Source organism: Pseudomonas sp. SDO52101_S400 (assembly GCF_054071635.1).
Map to the genome: position 1 here is coordinate 16,871 of NZ_JBSVWF010000002.1, position 20,605 is coordinate 37,475.

General features: G+C 59.1%; 17 protein-coding genes. 8 read left to right on the forward strand and 9 right to left on the reverse strand.

The genetic code is table 11. The annotated features are described in order from the left end of the window. Nucleotides 1–102: 102 nt before the first annotated feature. The 3 genes from ACW9HX_RS00820 to ACW9HX_RS00830 all read right to left on the reverse strand — a co-directional run bounded on the left by ACW9HX_RS00820 (nucleotide 103) and on the right by ACW9HX_RS00830 (nucleotide 4,576). Nucleotides 103–1,503: an aminotransferase-like domain-containing protein gene (locus ACW9HX_RS00820; protein ID WP_457379088.1), complete on the reverse strand. Its 1,401-nt coding sequence runs from the start codon at nucleotides 1,501–1,503 to the stop codon at nucleotides 103–105. A gap of 49 nt (nucleotides 1,504–1,552) precedes the next feature. Beyond that, on the reverse strand, nucleotides 1,553–3,007 hold the full coding sequence (locus tag ACW9HX_RS00825) for a hypothetical protein (protein ID WP_457379089.1): 1,455 nt from the start codon (nucleotides 3,005–3,007) through the stop codon (nucleotides 1,553–1,555). Between the two features lie 546 nt (nucleotides 3,008–3,553). Next, nucleotides 3,554–4,576, reverse strand: coding sequence for a zinc-dependent alcohol dehydrogenase family protein (locus ACW9HX_RS00830; RefSeq protein WP_457379090.1), 1,023 nt, complete (start codon nucleotides 4,574–4,576; stop codon nucleotides 3,554–3,556). A 270-nt stretch (nucleotides 4,577–4,846) separates the two neighbouring features. Here ACW9HX_RS00830 and ACW9HX_RS00835 point away from each other — a divergent pair, with 270 nt between their 5' ends. Further along, nucleotides 4,847–5,761: a LysR family transcriptional regulator gene (locus tag ACW9HX_RS00835; RefSeq protein ID WP_085709803.1), complete on the forward strand. Its 915-nt coding sequence runs from the start codon at nucleotides 4,847–4,849 to the stop codon at nucleotides 5,759–5,761. A gap of 50 nt (nucleotides 5,762–5,811) precedes the next feature. On the opposite strand, the gene ACW9HX_RS00840 is transcribed toward ACW9HX_RS00835, so the two are convergent. The 3 genes from ACW9HX_RS00840 to ACW9HX_RS00850 all read right to left on the reverse strand — a co-directional run bounded on the left by ACW9HX_RS00840 (nucleotide 5,812) and on the right by ACW9HX_RS00850 (nucleotide 7,775). Then, a complete protein-coding gene (locus ACW9HX_RS00840; RefSeq protein ID WP_457379091.1) occupies nucleotides 5,812–6,996 on the reverse strand; it encodes a sugar transporter in 1,185 nt (394 codons plus the stop codon). Nucleotides 6,997–7,158: 162 nt separating this feature from the next. Further along, a complete protein-coding gene (locus tag ACW9HX_RS00845) occupies nucleotides 7,159–7,443 on the reverse strand; it encodes a hypothetical protein (protein ID WP_457379092.1) in 285 nt (94 codons plus the stop codon). A gap of 53 nt (nucleotides 7,444–7,496) precedes the next feature. Further along, nucleotides 7,497–7,775, reverse strand: coding sequence for a hypothetical protein (locus tag ACW9HX_RS00850; RefSeq protein ID WP_457379093.1), 279 nt, complete (start codon nucleotides 7,773–7,775; stop codon nucleotides 7,497–7,499). Between the two features lie 189 nt (nucleotides 7,776–7,964). Between ACW9HX_RS00850 and ACW9HX_RS00855 the strand changes: the two genes are divergently transcribed. From ACW9HX_RS00855 to ACW9HX_RS00880, 6 genes are all read left to right on the forward strand, one after another. Beyond that, nucleotides 7,965–8,891 carry an HTH-type transcriptional regulator ArgP gene (locus ACW9HX_RS00855; protein ID WP_457379094.1) on the forward strand — a complete coding sequence of 309 codons (927 nt, stop codon included), beginning with the start codon at nucleotides 7,965–7,967 and terminating at the stop codon, nucleotides 8,889–8,891. Nucleotides 8,892–9,006: 115 nt separating this feature from the next. Continuing rightward, entirely contained in the window at nucleotides 9,007–9,354 is a 348-nt protein-coding gene (locus tag ACW9HX_RS00860; RefSeq protein ID WP_457379095.1) for a DUF4190 domain-containing protein, read from the forward strand. Nucleotides 9,355–9,370: 16 nt separating this feature from the next. After that, nucleotides 9,371–9,823, forward strand: a complete 453-nt coding sequence (locus ACW9HX_RS00865; protein ID WP_457379096.1) for a DUF805 domain-containing protein — start codon at nucleotides 9,371–9,373, stop codon at nucleotides 9,821–9,823. Nucleotides 9,824–10,094: 271 nt separating this feature from the next. Then, nucleotides 10,095–11,348 (forward strand): multidrug efflux RND transporter periplasmic adaptor subunit MexE, encoded by a 1,254-nt coding sequence (mexE, locus tag ACW9HX_RS00870; RefSeq protein ID WP_085709792.1) that lies wholly within the window; start codon nucleotides 10,095–10,097, stop codon nucleotides 11,346–11,348. A 15-nt stretch (nucleotides 11,349–11,363) separates the two neighbouring features. Further along, nucleotides 11,364–14,555 (forward strand): efflux RND transporter permease subunit, encoded by a 3,192-nt coding sequence (locus ACW9HX_RS00875; RefSeq protein ID WP_457379097.1) that lies wholly within the window; start codon nucleotides 11,364–11,366, stop codon nucleotides 14,553–14,555. Then, nucleotides 14,552–15,973 carry an efflux transporter outer membrane subunit gene (locus ACW9HX_RS00880; RefSeq protein WP_096820377.1) on the forward strand — a complete coding sequence of 474 codons (1,422 nt, stop codon included), beginning with the start codon at nucleotides 14,552–14,554 and terminating at the stop codon, nucleotides 15,971–15,973. The genes ACW9HX_RS00875 and ACW9HX_RS00880 overlap by 4 nt, the downstream gene beginning before the upstream one ends. A 58-nt stretch (nucleotides 15,974–16,031) precedes the next feature. Here the strand turns inward: ACW9HX_RS00880 and ACW9HX_RS00885 are convergent, their stop codons facing one another. The 3 genes from ACW9HX_RS00885 to ACW9HX_RS00895 are packed head-to-tail and all read right to left on the reverse strand — an operon-like array spanning nucleotide 16,032 to nucleotide 19,342. Next, complete coding sequence (locus tag ACW9HX_RS00885) at nucleotides 16,032–17,012, reverse strand: biotin/lipoyl-binding protein (RefSeq protein WP_457379098.1); 981 nt, start codon at nucleotides 17,010–17,012, stop codon at nucleotides 16,032–16,034. 4 nt (nucleotides 17,013–17,016) lie between these two features. Then, on the reverse strand, nucleotides 17,017–17,217 hold the full coding sequence (locus tag ACW9HX_RS00890) for a DUF1656 domain-containing protein (RefSeq protein WP_085731029.1): 201 nt from the start codon (nucleotides 17,215–17,217) through the stop codon (nucleotides 17,017–17,019). Then, nucleotides 17,207–19,342, reverse strand: a complete 2,136-nt coding sequence (locus ACW9HX_RS00895; protein WP_457379099.1) for an FUSC family protein — start codon at nucleotides 19,340–19,342, stop codon at nucleotides 17,207–17,209. The genes ACW9HX_RS00890 and ACW9HX_RS00895 overlap by 11 nt, the downstream gene beginning before the upstream one ends. Nucleotides 19,343–19,533: 191 nt before the next feature. Here ACW9HX_RS00895 and ACW9HX_RS00900 point away from each other — a divergent pair, with 191 nt between their 5' ends. Continuing rightward, the gene (locus tag ACW9HX_RS00900; RefSeq protein WP_457379100.1) at nucleotides 19,534–20,589 is read left to right on the forward strand and encodes a tetratricopeptide repeat protein; all 1,056 of its coding nucleotides are present in this window, start codon (nucleotides 19,534–19,536) and stop codon (nucleotides 20,587–20,589) included. Nucleotides 20,590–20,605: the final 16 nt, after the last annotated feature.

The window sequence follows — 20,605 nt, forward strand, 5'->3', positions numbered from 1 at the left end:
CTCTGAAATAGAGTGGTTCAGGAAATTACAGCGGAGTTTACTGGCAGTTTGACCGTAGTGCGATGGGATCTATCCAGTGCATCCCCGATGTTTTTTAACAGCTCAGTCATCGGGGGCCAGCCGCAAGGCATCGCCAAGCAAGCCGACGGCACCTGCCAGGTCAGGCCCGCTACAGCCTATGGCGCTCAGACGCATGTGTTGACCATGCATGCCTTGAGTGCTGAACAGTTCTCCCGGTGCTATCAGCACGTGCTGCTTGAGCAGCCGCTGAAACACGGCACCCATCGCCACCCGACGTGATGAGCGCACCCAGACCGTTGCACCGCCCTGCGGCTCGGCGATGTGCAGTGCATCGCCCAATCCTTCGCGCAGCAGTTCGATCAACTCTGTACGACGCTCCTTCAGCAATCGCTTGAGCACCGGCAGATGTTGATCGACGCGCCCGCTGGCATACAGTCGGGCAATGGCTCTCTGGCGAATCGGCGACAGGCGAAACGAGCGCAGCAGGAAGTGCCGTTGCAGGTCGTTGCGCCACTGCCGAGCAAGTACATAGCCATAGGGCGCCTCGACACCGATGACCTTTTCGAAAGTGGAAAACACCAGCAGACGATCAGGGTCCAGCAAGTCCCGCAAAGGTCGACTTTCGCGGTCATCGCCCAGCTCACCGTAACTGTCGTTTTCCAGCACCCACGTGCCGTGGAGCCTGAGCAGGCGTGCGATGGCTTCGCGATTATCGGAGGGTGCCAGGCTGCCATGGGGCATGTTCAATTGCGACGACAGCAGAATCAGCCGCACAGGCTCGGTCTCCAGTAACGTGGCCAGATGCTGTGGATCGAATTCTCCGCCAAGTTGAACAGGCAGCTCAATGACCTTCACGTTGGCGGACTGAAGCAAACGCAATATCACCCAGTCGCAGGGTGATTCGACCACCACGGTCGTGTTACGCAGCTCCAGAACGGCAATCAGGATCTCCAGTACCCCTCTCATATCGGCGCCGATATAGACATCCTCGGCATGCCAGCAATGAGTCGGCGATGAGGTATAGCGAGCGGCAAGCAGCCTGCGCAACTCCAGCTCTCCACAAGGCTGGGTGAGGGCCTGTGATTGCCGGGGATATTGACGCATGAGCTCCCGTTCAAGCATCAGCAATGGACTGTCCAGTGGTTGAATCGAAGCCGGATCATCGGCACTCAATACGCGCATGCCGAGACATCTCGCGTTGACGTAGACGGTTTCCAGCAGGTCATTGCCCCGGCCAGGCGGCATGACCGTGGACGCCGGCTGTGCGAAATACCCGGACTTGGCCACGGAGTAGATCCGGCCTTCTTTTTCAAGCAACGCGTAGGCGTACTGAATGGTCGATATCGACACATTCAGTCGTTCGGCCAGTTGCCTCAAGGATGGCAGTCGAATCGCTCCTTCGCCCCCCGGCCCGTCGATCAGTTGAGTGAGATAACGATAGACCGACTGATAAGCGAAACCGGTTTCGCGCGAGGCATTCATGAACGAGCGTCCACGGGCATTCTTTGGCGACCGTGCGCGACGCTCACACTCAACCTTCCGCCGAGCGGTCGCCGGTGGCAACCTCACAGTCAACCGGATCCGGGGCGTGCGCGACCTGATCAGCCATCTGGATGGAGTCCATGGCGTACAGCCGGCTGATCAACCGCACGGGCAAACCACTGACATCGGTCATCCATTGCAGAACCTGCTCCGGTGCGTGCAATCCCTGCATCGCGCGATGCAGGTCCGGCATGGCCACCAGCATGCCGGGGTGGCAGGTGCGCAGAAAACGTTCGAGCCCGGCTCCGCCATTGATAAAAGGCGCAAACAACAGGCAGACCAGTTGCGCCTCATTGAGCCCGAAATTCTTTTGCAAGGACGACGCGGCCAGCGATCGATGTTCACTCAGATCCGACAGATTGCCGATCGTCGCCATAAACCGTTCGCACATCTGCTCCGGTACGTTTTTGCGGTGCATCACGGCCAGGCAACGCTGCAGGTATTCCGATACCCCGACGTCATAATCGTGTCCGCCAATGTAGATGGCATGCAGACCGTTCAGATAGGCAGCGACCAAGGGATCTGGCGACTCGCCGATACCCGGCTCGAAGAGCAGCTCTTCAGTCTGAAACCCGAGAAAGTCGCTGAGCAAAGGCCATCGCTCCTCCATCTTGCCCACCACCATGTCATCGATACCGATGTAATGGGTGCGCCGACAGGCTTCGAACTGACCAAGAGGACGCCACGGCAGCAGATCGGTTTGTGCATGGAGTTCGCGATAGTAGTCGCCCCCCATGCCGTCGAGCAGGTTGAACAGTTCTTCGAATCCGCCCCCCCGCTTCGGCAACGCGCCAATGCCGGCCTTCTGTGCGGCGCGATCCAGGCCCTGGAGGAAATGCTCCTGGCTGCGTGCGGCGTCGCTGCTGACCAATGCGTCGACACCGTTGTTCCAGCGTGCAACCTGTCCGTAGAACTCGGCGGTGGCCAGGTACGCGTCGTCCCAAAGCTCCAGGCTCTCACCCCAGCATCGACGGTGGCCAACCATCAGCAGATTGATGCGATTCGCCTCACGCCCCTCGTCGGAGAGGGGCTCCTGGTGGTTGAAAGGCAAGACCTCTCGATTGTCGATCATCAGCAGTTCGACTCTCGGGTCGTCGTACAGAAACAGCGCGCTGAAGCTGCGATGCATGTTGTGCAATGCCGAAGCCGGTGTGGCGCAGCCACGCAGGGTCGCCACCCGCAGCTGAAAGGTCCCCGGAGCCCGTCCGGCAATGCTCAGCTGTGCTGCGCGCAACAGGGCCAGGCTGTAGCAGCAATCACGGGTGCCCGATTGCGTCACCAGCACCTTGAATTCGCCAATACGATCCATGCCCCCGGCGGCCACCGCCAATCGCTGAATCAACAGCTGCAATGCCGTGCGTTCGGCACGGGAAAAGAAACTCAGCAATCGTTGCAATACTTGCTGGTAGACATAGTTCATTGCCTGGTCATGGATCGTGCTCATCAGTACTTCACCCGATATCAAAGATTTTATATTGCGCAACCACGAACATCGGACGCGCAATCATTCTTCATTAATTAATAGACGCTGAAATGCTAACACTTAAGGTTTTGTAGTTATTTGAAACAGTTGAGCTCACAACAATTCACGTTTATCGCTCGCACACCGCAAGCCCCTGTCTTTACTGGGCTTCCACGACAGGGAAGTTTTCCTGGGAAATTTCTTACAATGGCCTGCGCATGATGAGCACAAGAAAAAAAGAAGGGATTACACGAGCGCCCTACAGCAATTAAACAAAAACCGAAATATCGGCTATCGACAAACGATTTGTATTGCGCGGGAAAAATAGAATGCACAGCCATAGCTCATTCCTTGAGATGAAAGTAGTCATTCAATTATCAGGGTCTGGATGGCGATTAGAAGATACAGATCAAGAGTAAAAACCAGTTCAGTTGCTGAACGTCCCCAGGCGTCGCGCCCAGGGTTTCTCATGGTCTGTAGGATGAAACGCACAAGAGTCCGTGGGGCCACGGACTCTGATCACAAAGGTCAGGCAGGTTCGACTTGCAGGGCGACCCGCTCACGGCAAGGGCATTCATCCATGTAGCGGTGAGCTTCGACAAACTCGTTGAACGGGAACACCCGGGTCTTGAGCGGAAGCAGAACGCGATCGGCCGTCAATTGGTTGATATCGCGCAGGGCACGTTGCAAGGCGACGTGATCCTGAACAATGCCCAGCTCCGGCTTCCCGGTGAAGTTGCCGATGCAGTGCACGAAGAACTGGATGTTCTTCTGGAACGCTGCGCAGGCCGGGAATGGCGTCTGATTGCCACCCTGCAGGCCATACAACACCAGACTGCCACGAGGTGCCAGCACATCACCCAGCAGTGACATCTGTGGCCCGCCGAGACCGTCGAACACAACGTTGACGCCGCGGTTGTCGGTAATCTTGTTGATCCGCATCAACAGATCTTCTTCTTCGGTGACGATGACTTTCTCGGCACCGAGGGACAGCAGGTATTCGCGCTCTTCCGCGGTTTTCGTGGCGGCAATCACTCGCACACCCAGCGCCTTGCCCAACTGGACAAAGGAAGGGCCGGCGCAATGACTGGCGTCAGTGACCAGAGCGAACTGCCCGGGTTTGACTCGAGCCAGATCGACATAACCGAAATAGGCGATCAACAGCGGCGTGTAATGCACGCTTGCTTCGATCGGGTTCAACACGTCCGGATAACGGGTCAGCGCCGTGCGTGGCAGAACGATCAGTTCGCCATAGACCGGATAGTCATTGGGACTCTCGGCCGGAAAACTCGCCACCTTGTCACCCACGACCAGGTCTTCGACACCGTCGCCGATGGCCGTGACCACACCGGCCATTTCATGGCCCAGGCCTGAAGGCAGGCGGGCCTGAGACGACGCCAGGTTCTGACGCCAGAGTGTGTCGTACCAACTGATGCCGATCGCTTCGACGCGCACCTGCACTTCGCCGGGACCTGGCTGAGCGGCCGCATGCTCTTCGCATTTGAGCACCTCGGCCGGACCAAACTTGTGAAAACGGATCGTGCGGGACATCGCAAACCTCGTCAAAGTAACCTCTAATGCCCTGAACTCTATCTGGGCTTTCCAGCCAAGACTATCAGTGGCTATTAATAGTCGACATGCCTGTCATTGATTCCGCAGTATGGCCAGCATTGAGCAAATCCATGAAAAAACTGCTGCCGCCTTCTCAGTAAAGCTGAATTACCCGGTGCAGACTACCAGCCTTTCCCCGTAAGATTCATGCCGGCCATTGTTCTCATATGGTCGCTCTCGTCAAGCTTGATGACTCTGCCAGGACTCCAGATGAATCGTAATGACCTGCGTCGTGTCGACCTGAACCTGTTGATCGTATTCGAAACGCTGATGCACGAACGCAGCGTGACCCGCGCGGCGGAGAAGCTGTTTCTCGGCCAGCCAGCGATCAGCGCGGCGCTTTCGCGCCTGCGCGGACTGTTCGACGATCCGCTATTTGTACGCACCGGGCGCAGCATGGAACCGTCTGCTCGTGCGGTGGAAATCTTCGCCCTGCTCTCGCCTGCCCTTGACTCGATTTCGACAGCGGTCAGCCGCGCAGCCGAATTCGACCCGGCCACCAGCACCTCGGTATTCCGGATCGGCTTGTCGGACGACGTCGAGTTCGCGTTGCTGCCCATGCTGCTCAAGCGCCTGCGTGCCGAGGCACCGGGGATCGTGCTGGTGGTCCGTCGCGTCAACTACATCCTGATGCCGGGCCTGCTCGCCTCCGGCGAAATCTCGATCGGCGTCAGTTACACCACCGACCTGCCGGCCAACGCCAAACGCAAAGTCCTGCGCCGCAGCCAGCCAAAACTGCTGCGCGCCGACACCGTTCCGGGGCCATTGAGCCTGGACGACTACTGCGCCCGCCCCCATGCGCTGGTGTCGTTCGCCGGCGACCTCAGCGGCTTTATCGATGAAGAACTGGAAAAGCTCGGCCGCAAACGCCACGTGGTGCTGGCCGTGCCACAGTTCAACGGTTTGAGTACGTTGCTGGCCGGGACCGATATCGTCGCGACGGTGCCGGATTACACGGCGGATGCGCTGACGTCTGCGGGTGGTGTTCGGGCGGAAGATCCGCCGTTGCCGACACGTACGTTTGAACTGCACATGGCGTGGCGTGGGTCGCAGGATAACGATCCTGGGGAGCGTTGGTTGCGGTCGCGGATTCAGATGTTCTTCGGCGATCCGGACAGTCTCTGAAAAGCCTTTCCTAAACCGCTTTGCTATCGGTAGCAAAGCGGTTCAAGCACTCAAGCAGAAGCCCCGGGCCGAGCAAGGCGATAGACCGACAGGCAGTAAAGCAACAACGCCAATGCCGCCAACATCCCGCCCACAACCCCGACATACGCAAAACCAAACTGGCTCCCCACCCAGCTTCCCATCAGTGCCCCGCCACCAATGCCGATGTTGTAGATCCCCGAAAACAGCGCCATCGCCACATCGGTCGCGTCGGGCGCCAGCACCAGAACCTTGGACTGCAACGCCAGACCAAACCCCATGATTGCCATTCCCCAGAAGATACTCAGCGTGCTCAGGTACGAGACCTTGCCATTCAACGGCAACAGCAATGCCAGACACAAGGCGAGCAGCGACACAGCGACGATCAGAAAACGCTGCGGGCTATACCGGTGCAGCCAACTGAACAGCAGAGACCCGAAAATGCCCGCGCCGCCGAATAGCAGCAGGATGAGCGTCACTGTCTCGCCACTCATACCCGCCACGACCTGAACGAAAGGTTCGATGTAGCTGTAGGCAGTGAAATGCGCCGTCACGACCATGGCCGTCAGAACATAGATCGCCACCAGCGCCGGTCGCTTCAACAATATGGGCAGACTTTTGAGCGACCCCGAGTTCTGGCTGGGTAACAAAGGCAAGACCCTGGCCAGCCAGAACACCAACGTAGCCGCCAACACCGCGATCGCGATAAACGTGGTTCGCCAGCCCGTCGCCTCGCCCAATATCCGGCCGAGAGGAATGCCCAGCACCATCGCCAGGGAAGTACCGGTTGCCAGCAAACCCAAGGCCTGAACCTGCTTGCCCGGCGGTGCCAGTCGCACGGCCAGAGAAGCCGTGATCGACCAGAACAATGCATGCGACAACGCCACACCGATCCGGCTGACCAGCAGGACAGCGAAGCTGGTCGCCAGACTCGACAGAATGTGACTGACGATGAACATCGCAAACAGCACGATCAACAGCTTGCGCCGCTCGACGTTGCGCGTCAGCAGCATGATCGGCAGCGATGTCAGCGATACCACCCATGCATAGATGGTCAGCATCAAACCGACCTGAGCCGATGTCATGTCGAAACTGCTGCCAATCGAACTCAACAGACCGACAGGGACAAACTCGGTGGTGTTGAAGACAAACGCAGCGAGTGCCAGCGCAATGACCGCATGCCAATTACCGCCGGTTGTAGTCGTAGAGTTGCTCATTTGAAAGTCGTGCCCATCTGTCGGTTTCGCGTACACCAATTGCCGGAAAGCCTCAGACGACAGGTGGTTCGATGGCGACTCTACTATAAAGAAACGCTGACTTGTTCATTGGGGACGAAACTCGCGTTGAGCACGTGCAAGTGCTCTGAACCGCAGCACACGTCATTGGCCAGCGTAACCTTTGACCCGCATGCAATCATTCGTCAGATCGATCTGCTTTTCGGCGATAACGATGCCATCCCCCACGGCGCTACCCATGCCGTGGGTCTTGTCGTTTGCCGCCGGCGTCGATTGGTAGCTGGCGGTTGCCGCTTTGGCCTGGTACTGGCACTCAGCTTTATCGTGCTGGATGTCAGAGGCGCTGGCGCCCGACCTGGACCAATCATTTACAGAGGTGACACAGGCGCTCAAGAGCATCGCGAGCAACGCAACAATTATTAACTTCATGGTTTCACCGCCTTAATTAAAGGACGCAAGGATTCGGATTGCGATAATCGAGGTCACTTGCAAACGAACGTCACATTGGCCACTTCATTCGCCGGATCCAGCGGCAAGCGAGAGTGCACTTCAAATACACCGAGTTGCTTTCCGAGCGATGCGCACTTCTTGTAGGCATTGTCCAACGCCAACTGACGCGCCCCTGAGTGGCTGTGTTTCGATAGCAGTGCATTCGCCGACGCCTGGTACTCGTAGGGGCCCAGCTTCAAGTCGTGGGATTGCCAGACATAATTGCCGACCAACGCGACAGCGCTCACAGCAATAATCATGTTGAGCTTCATGGCAGATACCGGTCGCTAAACATTTCATTCCTCATAAAGCTCACCTTGTGTGGTCAATAGCTCGACGTGTGTGCGGGTCTGAATCGATCACATCGCCGTGGTGGAATGATTGAGCAGTTCAGTATCGAGGTGAAGAAAAACGAAGTATCTTTCAGTACGGATTAGAAAAGCTTAACGAGGGGGACGGCCATGCAACTCGATGCAAAACAGATGCAGGCGTTCCTCGCTGTAGTCGACAGCGGCAGTTTCGAGAAGGCTGCGGAGCGACTTAACGTTACGCCGTCGGCCGTGTCGCAGCGGATACATGCGCTGGAAGTACGTCTGGGCAGTTCGGTGGTAGTGCGCGGGCGTCCGTGCGAACCCACTCAGGCGGGGAGAAAACTGCTGCTCTATCTTCGCCGTGCGACGGTACTTGAAGAGGAGCTTCTCAACGATCTGACCGGCGACGAAAAGGAGCATCTGCGGGTTGTCATGGCCGTCAACGGTGACACGCTGGCGACATGGTTTTTTCCTGCATTGGCCGAGATATTCGTCAGTGAGAAGATCCTCCTCGACATCGTGGTCGATGATCAGGACCACACCTATGCCTTGCTGGAAAGTGGTCAGGTCATCGGATGCATCGGTACACGCTCACAGCCGATGCGTGGATGTTTTGCAGAATTGTTGGGCTCGGTGCGCTACCAATTGGTGGCGTCGCCCGCCTTTCAGGAACGATGGTTTGCGAAGGGTCTGACACGAACCGCTGCGCGCAAGGCACCGGTTTTCGCATATTCGCGCAAAGACACGTTGCAGTCGGATTTCATGCAGTCTCGTTTCGGCCTGCAGGCTGATGCTTATCCCACCCATTACCTGTCACTTCCGGAGGCACGTCTGAAAGCCATACGCCGTGGCCTCGGATACGGGATGGTGCCGTACATGCAGGTGAGCGATTTGCTTAAAAGTCGAGATCTGGTGGATCTGGCGCCAGGGCATTTCACTGATGTAGCGCTTTATTGGCACGCCTGGGACTTGCAATCGCCGCGCATGGAAATGCTCTCCGAGCGGGCGGTACATGCTGCACGGCGCATCTTGAGCAGCAAAGAGTCAGTGAAGCGCTCAACCATGCCGAAGAAATAACGGGCTTACGGCAGAGTGCTGGCAAAGTGCCTAATGACAAATCCGGTAATACAGTTTAAGTTACCGCGCCCCGACCGATGGAGGGTCGGGCACTTGCACTCAGTTAAGGAAAACGATGGCAATGGTCTATTGTCGTGCTTGCGCCAAGGAGCTTCACGAGTCGGCGCTCACCTGCCCCCAATGCGGGGCTCCTCAAAAGGCCTCCGTGCCGCAAACGCAAGCCGAAATGCCTTGGCTGGCCATCGTTTCGTTGATCCTCGGAATTATCAGCGCACTCACTCTGTTTGATGATTCCGAATGGGACAGGGACGCGATAGTCGGTGTGGGAACTCTCAGCCTCGCGGGCCTCATTTGCGGCATCGTCTGTATCAACCAAAAACACTCAGGAAGAAACCTCGCGATTGCCGGCATTGTTTTGTCAGGTATTGCCGCGTTTGTTTTGTCCTGTTTATCGATTGAATAATTTTAGGGAAAAAAATATGAGTATGGTTTTCTGCCGCGGTTGCGCGAAGGAAATAAGCAGCCTGGCCGTGGCTTGCCCGCAGTGCGGGGCGCCTCAAGCAACTCAACCTGCCTACGCCAGCGGCCCCGCCGTTACGACGGGCAACCCATACCTGGAAGCACTGAAGAACTACGCCGAATTCAAAGGCCGCGCCACGCGCCGCGAATACTGGATGTTCGTTCTGATCAACCTGGGTATCTGCATTGTCATGGGTGTTCTCGATGCAATGCTCAATACCAAGGGCATCCTTTACAACCTCTACAGCCTGGCGATGCTGCTGCCAAGCATTGCGGTAGGTGCACGCCGCATGCACGACACCGACCGCAGCGGCTGGTGGTTGCTGCTGCCGATCGTCAACCTGGTGTTTCTGGTGCAAGACAGCCAGCCAGGTCCGAACCGTTTCGGGCCGAACCGCAAAGGCAACAACTGAGTCACTGTGCAACACGCTGATCGAGACGGCCGCCATGGCCGTCTCTTTGTATCTGCCGTACAGAATTGCGCTCGATCTCATCCTTGCAGGTCGTGCAACACAGATTTGTCATCAATTCATTTGATAGCCCCCTAACGAAAGGTGCATGCTAGAGGGCTTCGCTCGGTCTTATATCATTCCGAATGATAGTTACCTTCGTGTCATTCGATTCGTTTGCTATCAACCCGCCGAGCATCATCCGCCCATCTTCAATACATTGGCGGATGCATCCATGGAACAATCACTCAAACATTTGCGCTTCCCGTTGGCTCTGTTGGCCGTGATGGTGATGAGCGCCTGCGGCAAGACTCCAGAGACCGCCGCCGCCATGCCTGCTGCCAAGGTCAGCGTGGCCAAGGTGCTGGAACAACCGGTCAACGAGTGGGACGAATTCACCGGGCGCCTCGAGGCGCCGGAAACCGTTGAAATCCGTCCGCGGGTCTCCGGCCAGATCGACGAAGTCGCCTTCACCGAAGGTGCACTGGTCAAGAAAGGCGACCTGCTGTTCCAGATCGACCCGCGTCCGTTCCAGGCCGAGGTTCGCCGCCTTGAAGCCCTTGTAGCCCAGGCTCGCGCCAATGCCACCCGCAGCGAAAACGAAGCCGGCCGTGGCGAACGCCTGCGTGCCAGCAACGCCATTTCCGCCGAACTGGCTGACTCGCGTACCAGTGCTGCACAAGAAGCACGCGCCGCTGTCGGCGCTCTGCAAGCGCAACTGGATCTGGCCAAGCTGAACCTGAGTTTCACCCGCGTGACCGCACCGATCAGTGGCCGCGTCAGCCGCGCCGAAATCACTGCCGGTAACCTGGTGACCGCCGACACCACCCCGCTCACCAGCGTGGTTTCCACCGACAAGGTCTACGCCTACTTCGACGCCGATGAGCGTGTGTTCCTCAAATACACCCAACTCGCCCGTCAGGGTCAGCGCGGTGCAACCACTCCGGTGTACATGGGCCTGTCCAATGAAGACGGCAACCCGCACCTGGGCCAGATGAACTTCGTCGACAACCAGGTCAACCCGAAGACCGGCACCATCCGTGGTCGCGCCGTGTTCGACAACAGCGACGGCACCTACACCCCGGGCCTGTATGCACGTCTGAAACTGGTCGGCAGCGGCACCTATAACGCCATGCTGATCAACGATGAAGCGGTCGGCACCGACCTCGGCAAGAAGTTCGTGCTGGTGATGGATGGCGACAACAAGACTGCCTACCGCGCCGTTGAACTCGGTCCGAAGATCGAAGGCCTGCGCATCGTGCGCAGCGGCCTGAACAAGGACGACACGATCATCGTCAAGGGCCTGCAACGGGTTCGTCCTGGCTCTCCGGTATCCCCTGAAGTGATCCCGATGGCCAGCGAGCAAACCATTGCTGCACTGGCTCAACAACGACAAGCGCTGGAAGCCAGCAACCTGCCCAAAGTCGCACCTGCCAAAGGCGCGTCGGGATCGGTTGTGAAACTGGCTGCTGCGACCCCACGCGGTTAAGGGACGACAACTCCGATGAATTTTTCCCAATTCTTCATTTCACGGCCGATCTTCGCAGCGGTGCTTTCGCTGCTGATCCTGATCGCCGGCGCTATCTCGCTGTTCCAGTTGCCGATCAGCGAATACCCGGAAGTCGTGCCGCCAACCGTGGTGGTACGTGCCAACTTCCCGGGTGCCAACCCAAAAGTCATCGGTGAAACCGTGGCCGCTCCGCTGGAGCAGGCCATCACCGGCGTCGAGAACATGCTGTACATGTCCTCGCAGTCCACCGCTGACGGCAAGATCACCCTGACCATCACCTTCGCTCTGGGCACTGACCTGGACAACGCGCAGGTGCAGGTACAGAACCGAGTGACCCGGACCGAGCCGAAGCTTCCAGAAGAAGTGACGCGCATCGGTATCACCGTCGACAAGGCTTCGCCCGACCTGACCATGGTTGTGCACTTGACCTCGCCGGACAAACGCTACGACATGCTGTACCTGTCCAACTACGCGATCCTCAACATCAAGGATGAGCTCGCTCGTCTCGGTGGTGTCGGTGACGTGCAGCTGTTCGGTATGGGCGACTACTCGCTGCGTGTATGGCTCGACCCGAACAAGACCGCTTCGCGTAATCTGACCGCCACGGATGTGGTTACCGCGATTCGTGAGCAGAACCGTCAGGTGGCCGCCGGCCAACTGGGCGCCCCCCCTGCCCCGAATGCCCAGAGTTTCCAGCTGTCGGTCAACACTCAAGGCCGTCTGGTCTCCGAGGAAGAGTTCGAGAACATCATCATTCGCGCAGGCGACAACGGTGAAATCACTCGCCTGAAGGACATCGCCCGCGTTGAACTGGGTTCCAGCCAATACGCCCTGCGTTCGTTGCTGAACAATCAGCCGGCCGTGGCGATCCCGATCTTCCAGCGCCCGGGTTCCAACGCCATCGAAATCTCGAACGAAGTTCGCGGCAAGATGGAAGAACTGAAGAAAAGCTTCCCGCAAGGCATGGACTACAGCATCGTCTATGACCCGACGATCTTCGTGCGCGGCTCCATCGAAGCGGTGGTTCACACCCTTTTCGAAGCACTGATTCTCGTTGTTCTGGTGGTGATCCTGTTCCTGCAGACCTGGCGTGCCTCGATCATTCCGTTGGTGGCGGTGCCGGTATCGTTGATCGGTACGTTCGCGGTGATGCACCTGTTCGGCTTCTCGCTCAACGCCCTGTCGCTGTTCGGCCTGGTACTGGCGATCGGTATCGTGGTGGACGACGCCATCGTGGTGGTGGAGAACGTCGAACGGAACATTGAACTGGGGCTCAACCCCTTCGATGCGACCAAAAAGGCAATGGGTGAAGTGACCGGCCCGATCATTGCCACGGCGCTGGTGCTGTGTGCGGTGTTCGTACCGGCGGCATTCATCTCGGGCCTCACCGGTCAGTTCTACAAGCAGTTCGCACTGACCATCGCGATCTCGACCGTGATCTCGGCCTTCAACTCGCTGACCCTGTCGCCAGCACTGGCCGCTGTGTTGCTCAAAGGTCACGACGCACCGAAAGACCGCTTCTCGCGAGTGCTGGACAAGATCTTCGGTGGCTGGCTGTTCCGTCCGTTCAACCGTTTCTTCGACCGCGCCAGCCATGGCTATGTCGGCACCGTGCGCCGAGTCATCCGTGGCAGCGGCATCGCGCTGTTCCTGTACGCAGGCCTGATGGTGCTGACCTTCTTCGGTTTCTCCAGCACCCCGACCGGTTTCGTACCCGGCCAGGACAAGCAATACCTGGTGGCCTTCGCGCAACTTCCGGACGCCGCAAGCCTGGACCGCACCGAAGACGTGATCAAGCGCATGTCCGACCTGGCATTGAAACAGCCGGGCGTGGAAAGCGCCGTAGCGTTCCCGGGCCTGTCGATCAACGGCTTCACCAACAGCCCGAACGCCGGCATCGTGTTCGTGACTCTCAAACCGTTCGACGAGCGTAAAGACCCAAGCATGTCCGCCGGTGCGATTGCCGGTGCCTTGAACGGCAAATACGCCGGGATCCAGGAAGCCTATATGGCGATCTTCCCGCCGCCGCCGGTACAAGGTCTGGGCACCATCGGTGGTTTCCGCCTGCAAATCGAAGACCGGGGCAACCTGGGCTACGAAGAGCTGTACAAGGAAACCATGAACATCATTGCCAAGAGCCACAACGTTCCGGAACTGGCCAACCTGTTCACCAGCTACACCGTGAACGTGCCGCAGGTCGATGCCGCCATCGACCGGGAAAAAGCCAAGACCCACGGTGTGGCCGTCAGCGACATCTTCGATACCCTGCAGATCTACCTGGGCTCGCTGTATGCCAACGACTTCAACCGCTTCGGGCGCACCTATCAGGTCAACGTTCAGGCCGAGCAACAGTTCCGCCTCGAATCCGACCAGATCGGCCAGCTGAAAGTACGCAACAACAAGGGCGAAATGATCCCGCTGGCGACCTTCATCAAGGTCAGCGACACCTCGGGCCCGGATCGCGTGATGCACTACAACGGCTTCATCACTGCTGAAATCAACGGTGCGGCAGCCCCGGGCTACAGCTCTGGCCAGGCCGAAAAAGCCATCGAGAAACTGCTCAAGGATGAACTTCCGAACGGCATGACCTACGAATGGACCGACCTGACCTACCAGCAGATTCTGTCCGGCAACACCGCGCTGTTCGTGTTCCCGCTCTGCGTGCTGCTGGCGTTCCTGGTGCTCGCCGCTCAATACGAAAGCTGGAGCCTGCCACTGGCGGTGATCCTGATCGTACCGATGACACTGCTGTCGGCCATCACCGGTGTGATCATCTCCGGCGGTGACAACAACATCTTCACCCAGATCGGCCTGATCGTACTGGTGGGCCTGGCGTGCAAGAACGCGATTCTCATCGTCGAGTTCGCCAAGGACAAACAGCAAGAGGGTCTCGACCCGCTGGCCGCTGTACTGGAAGCCTGCCGTCTGCGTCTGCGGCCGATCCTGATGACCTCGTTCGCGTTCATCATGGGTGTGGTGCCACTGGTGTTCTCCAGCGGTGCCGGTGCCGAGATGCGTCATGCCATGGGTGTGGCGGTGTTCTCCGGGATGCTCGGCGTGACCTTCTTCGGTCTGCTGCTGACGCCTGTGTTCTATGTGCTGATCCGCAACTTCGTGGAACGCGGCGAAGCCCGCAAAGCGGCCAAGGCGCACAATCTGCAAAAGCCACTGGAGGCGCACCAATGAGTCTGAAAGTCTTCCTGCCGAGTCTGCTGGTACTGGCCCTGAGCGCCTGTGCAGTCGGCCCGGACTACAAGACCCCAGCCACGGAGGCGGCCAACATCACGGCCGCCACCGACGGCGCCGCCGGCCAGAAGAACTTTGACCGTTCGAAGTTCGAAGGCATCTGGTGGCAGCAGTTCGACGATCCGACCCTCAACCAGTTGGTGACTCAATCGCTGCAGGGCAACCGTCAACTGCGCGTGGCGTTCGCTCGCTGGAAAGCCGCACGGGCGATCCGCGACGACGTCAGCAATGACGCCATGCCGACCATCACCAGCCGCGCCAGCAGCGATCTGGCCAAGGGGCAAATCCCCGGCCAGACCACCAAACGGGTCAACAGCGAACGCTATGACCTGGGTCTGGACATGGCCTGGGAAATCGACCTGTTTGGCCGCATCCAGCGCAATCTGGAAGCCAGCGACGCTGACCAGCAGGCTGCCGAAGCGGATCTGTACCAACTGCAAGTCACCATGATTGCTGAACTGGTGGACGCCTACGGTCAACTGCGCGGTGCACAGTTGCGGGAAAAGATCGCCGTGGCCAACCTGGAAAACCAGCAGGAGTCGCGCAAGATCACCATCAGCCTGCGTGACGCCGGCGTTGGCGATCAGCTCGATGTCGAGCGTGCCGATGCGCGTCTGGCATCGGTCGAAGCCAGTGTGCCGCAATTGCAGGCCGAGCAGGTTCGGCAGAAAAACCGCATCGCAACCCTGTTGGGCGAACGTCCGGACAAACTGACCGTCGACCTGAGCCCGAAGGATTTGCCAGCCATCGCCAAGGCATTGCCGATCGGCAACCCGGGCGAACTGCTGCAACGTCGTCCGGACATTCTCAGCGCCGAACGCAAACTGGCTTCCGCCACGGCGCGCATCGGTGTGGCCAAGGCCGACCTGTTCCCACGGGTCAGCCTCAGCGGCTTCCTCGGCTGGACGGCCGGGCGTGGATCGCAGATCGGTTCCTCGGCGGCCAACGCCTGGGCACTGGGCCCGAGCATCACCTGGGCGGCGTTTGACCTTGGCAGCGTGCGGGCCCGCTTGCGTGGCGCCGACGCCGATGCCGAAGGCGCGCTGGCGACTTACGAGCAACAAGTACTGCTGGCCCTGGAAGAATCGGAAAACGCGTTCAGCGACTACGGCAAACGCCAGCAACGGTTGATCTCGTTGATCCGCCAGAGTGAATCAAGCCGCAAGGCTGCCGATCTGGCTGAAATCCGTTATCGCGAAGGCACCACGGATTTCCTCGTGTTGCTCGACGCCCAGCGTGAACGTTTGAACGCCGAAGACAGTCAGGCCCAGGCCGAAGTCGATCTGTATCGCGGCATCGTCGCGATCTACAAGGCCCTCGGCGGTGGCTGGCAGCCGGAAACGGTCGCCAGCAAGTAACAGTTTTTAAAGAGCTCCTTTGGTTGGCCGCAACCAACCAAATTCTTTGCCCCGCGTATCATTCGGTCGCGGGGCTTTTTTGTGCCTGTCTTTCAGGGTTTTCCAACACCGTGACGGTGGCTGTGGTACCAGCCCTCAATCGGCCTTTGCCCGCGTAATCCGGGTCGATGCCGATCCGAACCGGCACCCGCTGAGCAAGCTTCACCCAGGTGTAGCTGGGATTGATGTTGGCCAGCAATCGACTGCCAGGCGCGTTCTCCCGATCGGCAATGGCAAAGGCGATGCTTTGCACGGTGCCGCCAAACTTTTCGCCACTCATCAATTCAATTCGCACCCGGTCGCCCTCCTCAATCCGCGGCAACTTGGTTTCCTCGAAATAACCACTGACGTAGAACGAATCGCTGTCCACCAGCGCCAGCAGCGCGCCGCCGGCCACCGCGTAATCTCCCTGACGAGTCAACAGGTTGGTGACATAGCCGCTGACAGGCGATTCAACGCGGGTGCGCTGCAAGTCCAGCTCGGCCTGAGTCAGCGCTGCTATCGCCAACTGTACATTGGCTTGCGCAAGACCCAGATTGGCCTGGTTGCGCAGCAAATCAGCCTGGGCCACGGCCACTTCGGTGCTGGACTTTTCCCATTCCTCCCCCGAAATCGCAAAGCCCTGCTTGAGCGTGCGCCTGCGCCGCTCCTCGCTCTCGCGTTGCTTGAGCAACGCCTCGCTGGCGACGATGGCGGCCCGGGACTGGCCGAGCGTAGCCCTGGCCACTTCGACCGAACGCTTGGCATGTTCAACGGCCAGGCTGTAGCGAGCCGGGTCGATCTCCAGCAGCAACTGGCCCTTTTCGACATGCTGGTTGTCCTGCACCGCCAGACTGACGATACGCCCCGAGACATCTGCCGACAGCGTCACCACGTCCGCCCTCACCCGCGCATCCCGTGTCCAGGGGGCGCGGGTGTAATGCTCCCAGGCGAACCAGCCAAGCACGATGGCCAGGAAAACCACTGCCAATGTCGTCAATCGAGTGAGCAACGTCTTCAAGGCTTCAGGCTCCCATCAACAAAATCAAAGTGGCACACACACAGGCATACAGCGCGCCTTCAAACAGCGCTTCATGCCAGACCAGACGCAGCACGCCGAGGCGGCGCAAGACCCAGTCCAGCAACAGAAAGATCGGTATGGCCAGAATCAGGGCCTGAGCAATGGGCGGCAGGTAGACGCCACCGACCTCGAAATCAATGGGCAAGGGCCGGTACTCCTTCAGGGACGTTGTGCTGCAGATACTCACCGTGACGGTCAAGGAACGAGACAACGATCAACAGCGCCACGCGCATGCGAAACACTGACCACAGGTGCTCGTGCGTGGCGGCATGCAGGTCATCCAGTTGGTCACCGAGCACATGCAATGCCGTCAGCAAAGCTGGCAGGTGCACATCCGGACGGCCAGCTAAGAAACGGCCGGTCTGGCGCAAAGCCCCCATCAGTTGCTGGCCGAAAGCGTCCGTAAGCAAAGCGTTGCCCTGCACCTGTTGTCTGAGCTGATGGATGGCGACGCCGAGTGCCACACAGGCGAGGCTGATTTCATATCGTCGTTGCATGTCCGGATCATTGGCTGCCGGCAACAATCCCAACATGGTGGTCAGGCGATCGACCATGCGGCTTTCGAACGCGAATTGCTGTTCGTCCGTAGCGGGCACTTTCGTCAGTTGATACACCTGCTCCCGCGCTTCGTTGTAGAACCGGCGGATTCGCAACACCGGGCGGAACGGAAAGATCCAGGCATAGACGATCAGGGCCAGCATCGCCGCACTGACGTAGGCACCGGCGAATTCGAACCACTGAATGGCAGTGTTCTGCCCGGTGCCTACGTTCTGCGGACCGAGCATCAGGAAACTCGACAAGCCCAGCCCCATGCCAATGCCCGCTGTGGCCGGGCTGGCCAGTCCGACCGCGATGACGTAAAGCAGTGGTGCCAGTAATAACGCCAACCATTCGAAGTCGTTGACCGCCGGCACCAGCATGAACTGATACAGCGCCGAAACCACCAGGGCCAGACCCAGCCCCCGCGCGTAACTTTGTGCGGCGATCAAGGGGCGCGGGAACGTTGCCATCAGTGAACACAGAATTCCCACCAGAATCATCCCGCCACGGGCACCGTCCCATGCCGTTTCGATCCAGATCAGCCCGGCCACCAGTAGTGCGCTGAAGGCACGGATGGCGTTCATGGCTGCCAGGGTGAAATCCAGGTGCAACGGACTGGACTGGCCACGAAACATGCAACTGGCCTTCCGCCCTTCCTGTATCGCTTCGCTCAGCTCGAGAATCTGCTCCAGTTGTTGCAGCAGCCGCGCCTGCTCCCAGCGCAAAGCCCATGCCAGCGAACGCAAGGTCGCGCTCATGCCTTCGGTCAACTGTTCGGCCCTGTAGGCCAGCGCTTCGAACTGTTGTTGCAGGACAACCAGTTGATGCCTCATGTCTTCCGGCAGTGAGCGTCCGTACTGTGCCAGTTGATCGAGAAACGCCAGCTCGTCGGCACGCAAGCGCTGGACCTCCAGCGGCAGGTCGCCGTCCCAGCGCTCGGTCAGCAACTGGCGCTGATGACGCAAGGCTGTCAGGCGCGACGTCAGCAGCATCAGTTGATTGCCCAGCATCAACACCAGATTGTTGGCACTGCGCAGGCGTGGGGCATCGAAATACAGGTGTCGGCGTAGGCCTTCCAGCGCACTGATTTCACCGAGCAGCTGCATTTGCCGGCGCTGGAATTCGGCTTCGCTTTCTTCGGTGCGAATCACAGCGGCGGCATGGGTGGCTACCAGTTTGATCACCTGATCGACTTTGGCGAAGTAGTTACGCGAAACCGCCTCGGGACGGGCCGTCAGCAGGCTGACGACGCAGACACAGGCCACCGCGAGCAAGGTTTCAGTGACCCGGGTAACCGCCAGCAGGAAGGTGCCGTCCTGATCCGGGATCGCCAGCAACGCCACCACCACGGCGGTATAGCCACTGAGCACGAACGCCTGGGAGCTGGTGTAGCGCAGCAATGTGCCGCCGGCCGTGCACAAGGCCAGCCACAGCGCCAGGGTTGTGATGAACGGTAAAGGTGCCTGAGGAAAAATCCCCATGATCAGCACCGCCACGGCAGCACCGAGTGTGGTGCCGATGACCTGACCGAAACTGCGGGCCAACGCCATCCCGGCCAGTGGCTGACTGATGATGACCACCGCCATGATCGACCACTTGGGTTGATCCAGATCGAACAGGAACGCCAGGTATAACGTCAGCAGTCCGGCCGCGATGGTGCGCAGGGCAAACAGCAGCACCGCCTGGCCGGGCTGGATCACTGCCTTGAAATAATTGAACAGGGCTTGCATGAGCGCACTCGCCAAAGGAACTTCACCAAGCGTAGTCACTGCATCGAGAGCTGCCCGGCTTCCAGGGTCGACAGATGTTGTAGGGGTATTCACTCTCAGTAGTAGGCCAGATCAGGCAGAGTGTTTGACTCAAGGCGTCAGCTGACCGAAGCTTGCCCCTCTGCGTCAATATGAATGCTTCGGATACCTGCATGTCTCAGTCCCGCCGCTACTTGTTCATCAGTCTTGGCCTCGTGCTTGTCCTCCTGGTTGCGTGGCTGTCCCTGCGCAACACCGCACCGGTGGTGCCGGAAGCCATCAAGCATGGTTTCAGTGAAGCGTTGGCCGCCGCCCGAGCCGGTCAGCCGGGCGCGGCGCGGGTTTTGTACCAACAACTGGGACGTCCGGACCTGTCGGTCAAGCGACGTGTCTGGCTGCATGCCGAACTGCCGAACTACCCGAGCCCGCAAGCGTTGAAACTGGCGGATGCCGATCTGCAGAACGAATCCCCCGATGTACGAATCGCGGCGATCAGGAGCGTGACCGGCCTGGTGCCGGGCGGCCAGCGCAGTCTGTTGCTCGGTCCGCTGCTCGACGATGAAAACCAGGATGTTCGATTTGCCGCGATCAATGCCCTCCTCGGCTTGTCCCCCGATCAGTTGGGCCTGTATTTCGCTCCGCTGCAGCAAGGCATCGATGTGTGGGAACAGGCGCTCAAGAATCAGCCGGAAAGCGCCGCCAACTACGCGCAACTGGCGCGCCTCTATCTGCACAATGCCGAGCTCAAACAGGCGCAGGAAGCCCTTGAGCAAACCCTGCGCCTGGATCCCGCCAACCTGCCGGCGCTGGTTATGCAGATCGAGGTACTCGACCGCCAGGGTCAGAGCGACGCCGCCCGGCAATTGCTGGCCCGACAATTGAAGGCTCAGCCCGACTCGGCCTATCTGCAACATGCCTTGGGACTGTGGCTGCTGCATCACGATCAACGCGAATTCGCCCTGCTCGGTCTTTCCAAGGCCGTGGAGCTGGAGCCCGACAACAAGGACTATCGCTACGACCTCGCCACCACACTGCACAGCGCCGAGGAACTCGAAGCGGCGCAGAAACAATTGCAGGAAATCGTCCAGCGCCACCCGGCCGATCGCAAGGCGCGGGTCCTGCTGATCAATTACTGGAAAGAGAGTGGCCAGTTACAGAACGTGCAGGTTCTGCTGGCCCAGCTCGAACAGATGAACCCGGACGATCCCTCTCTGCAGCAGGGCCTCTGAGCGACTTCTGACAGCC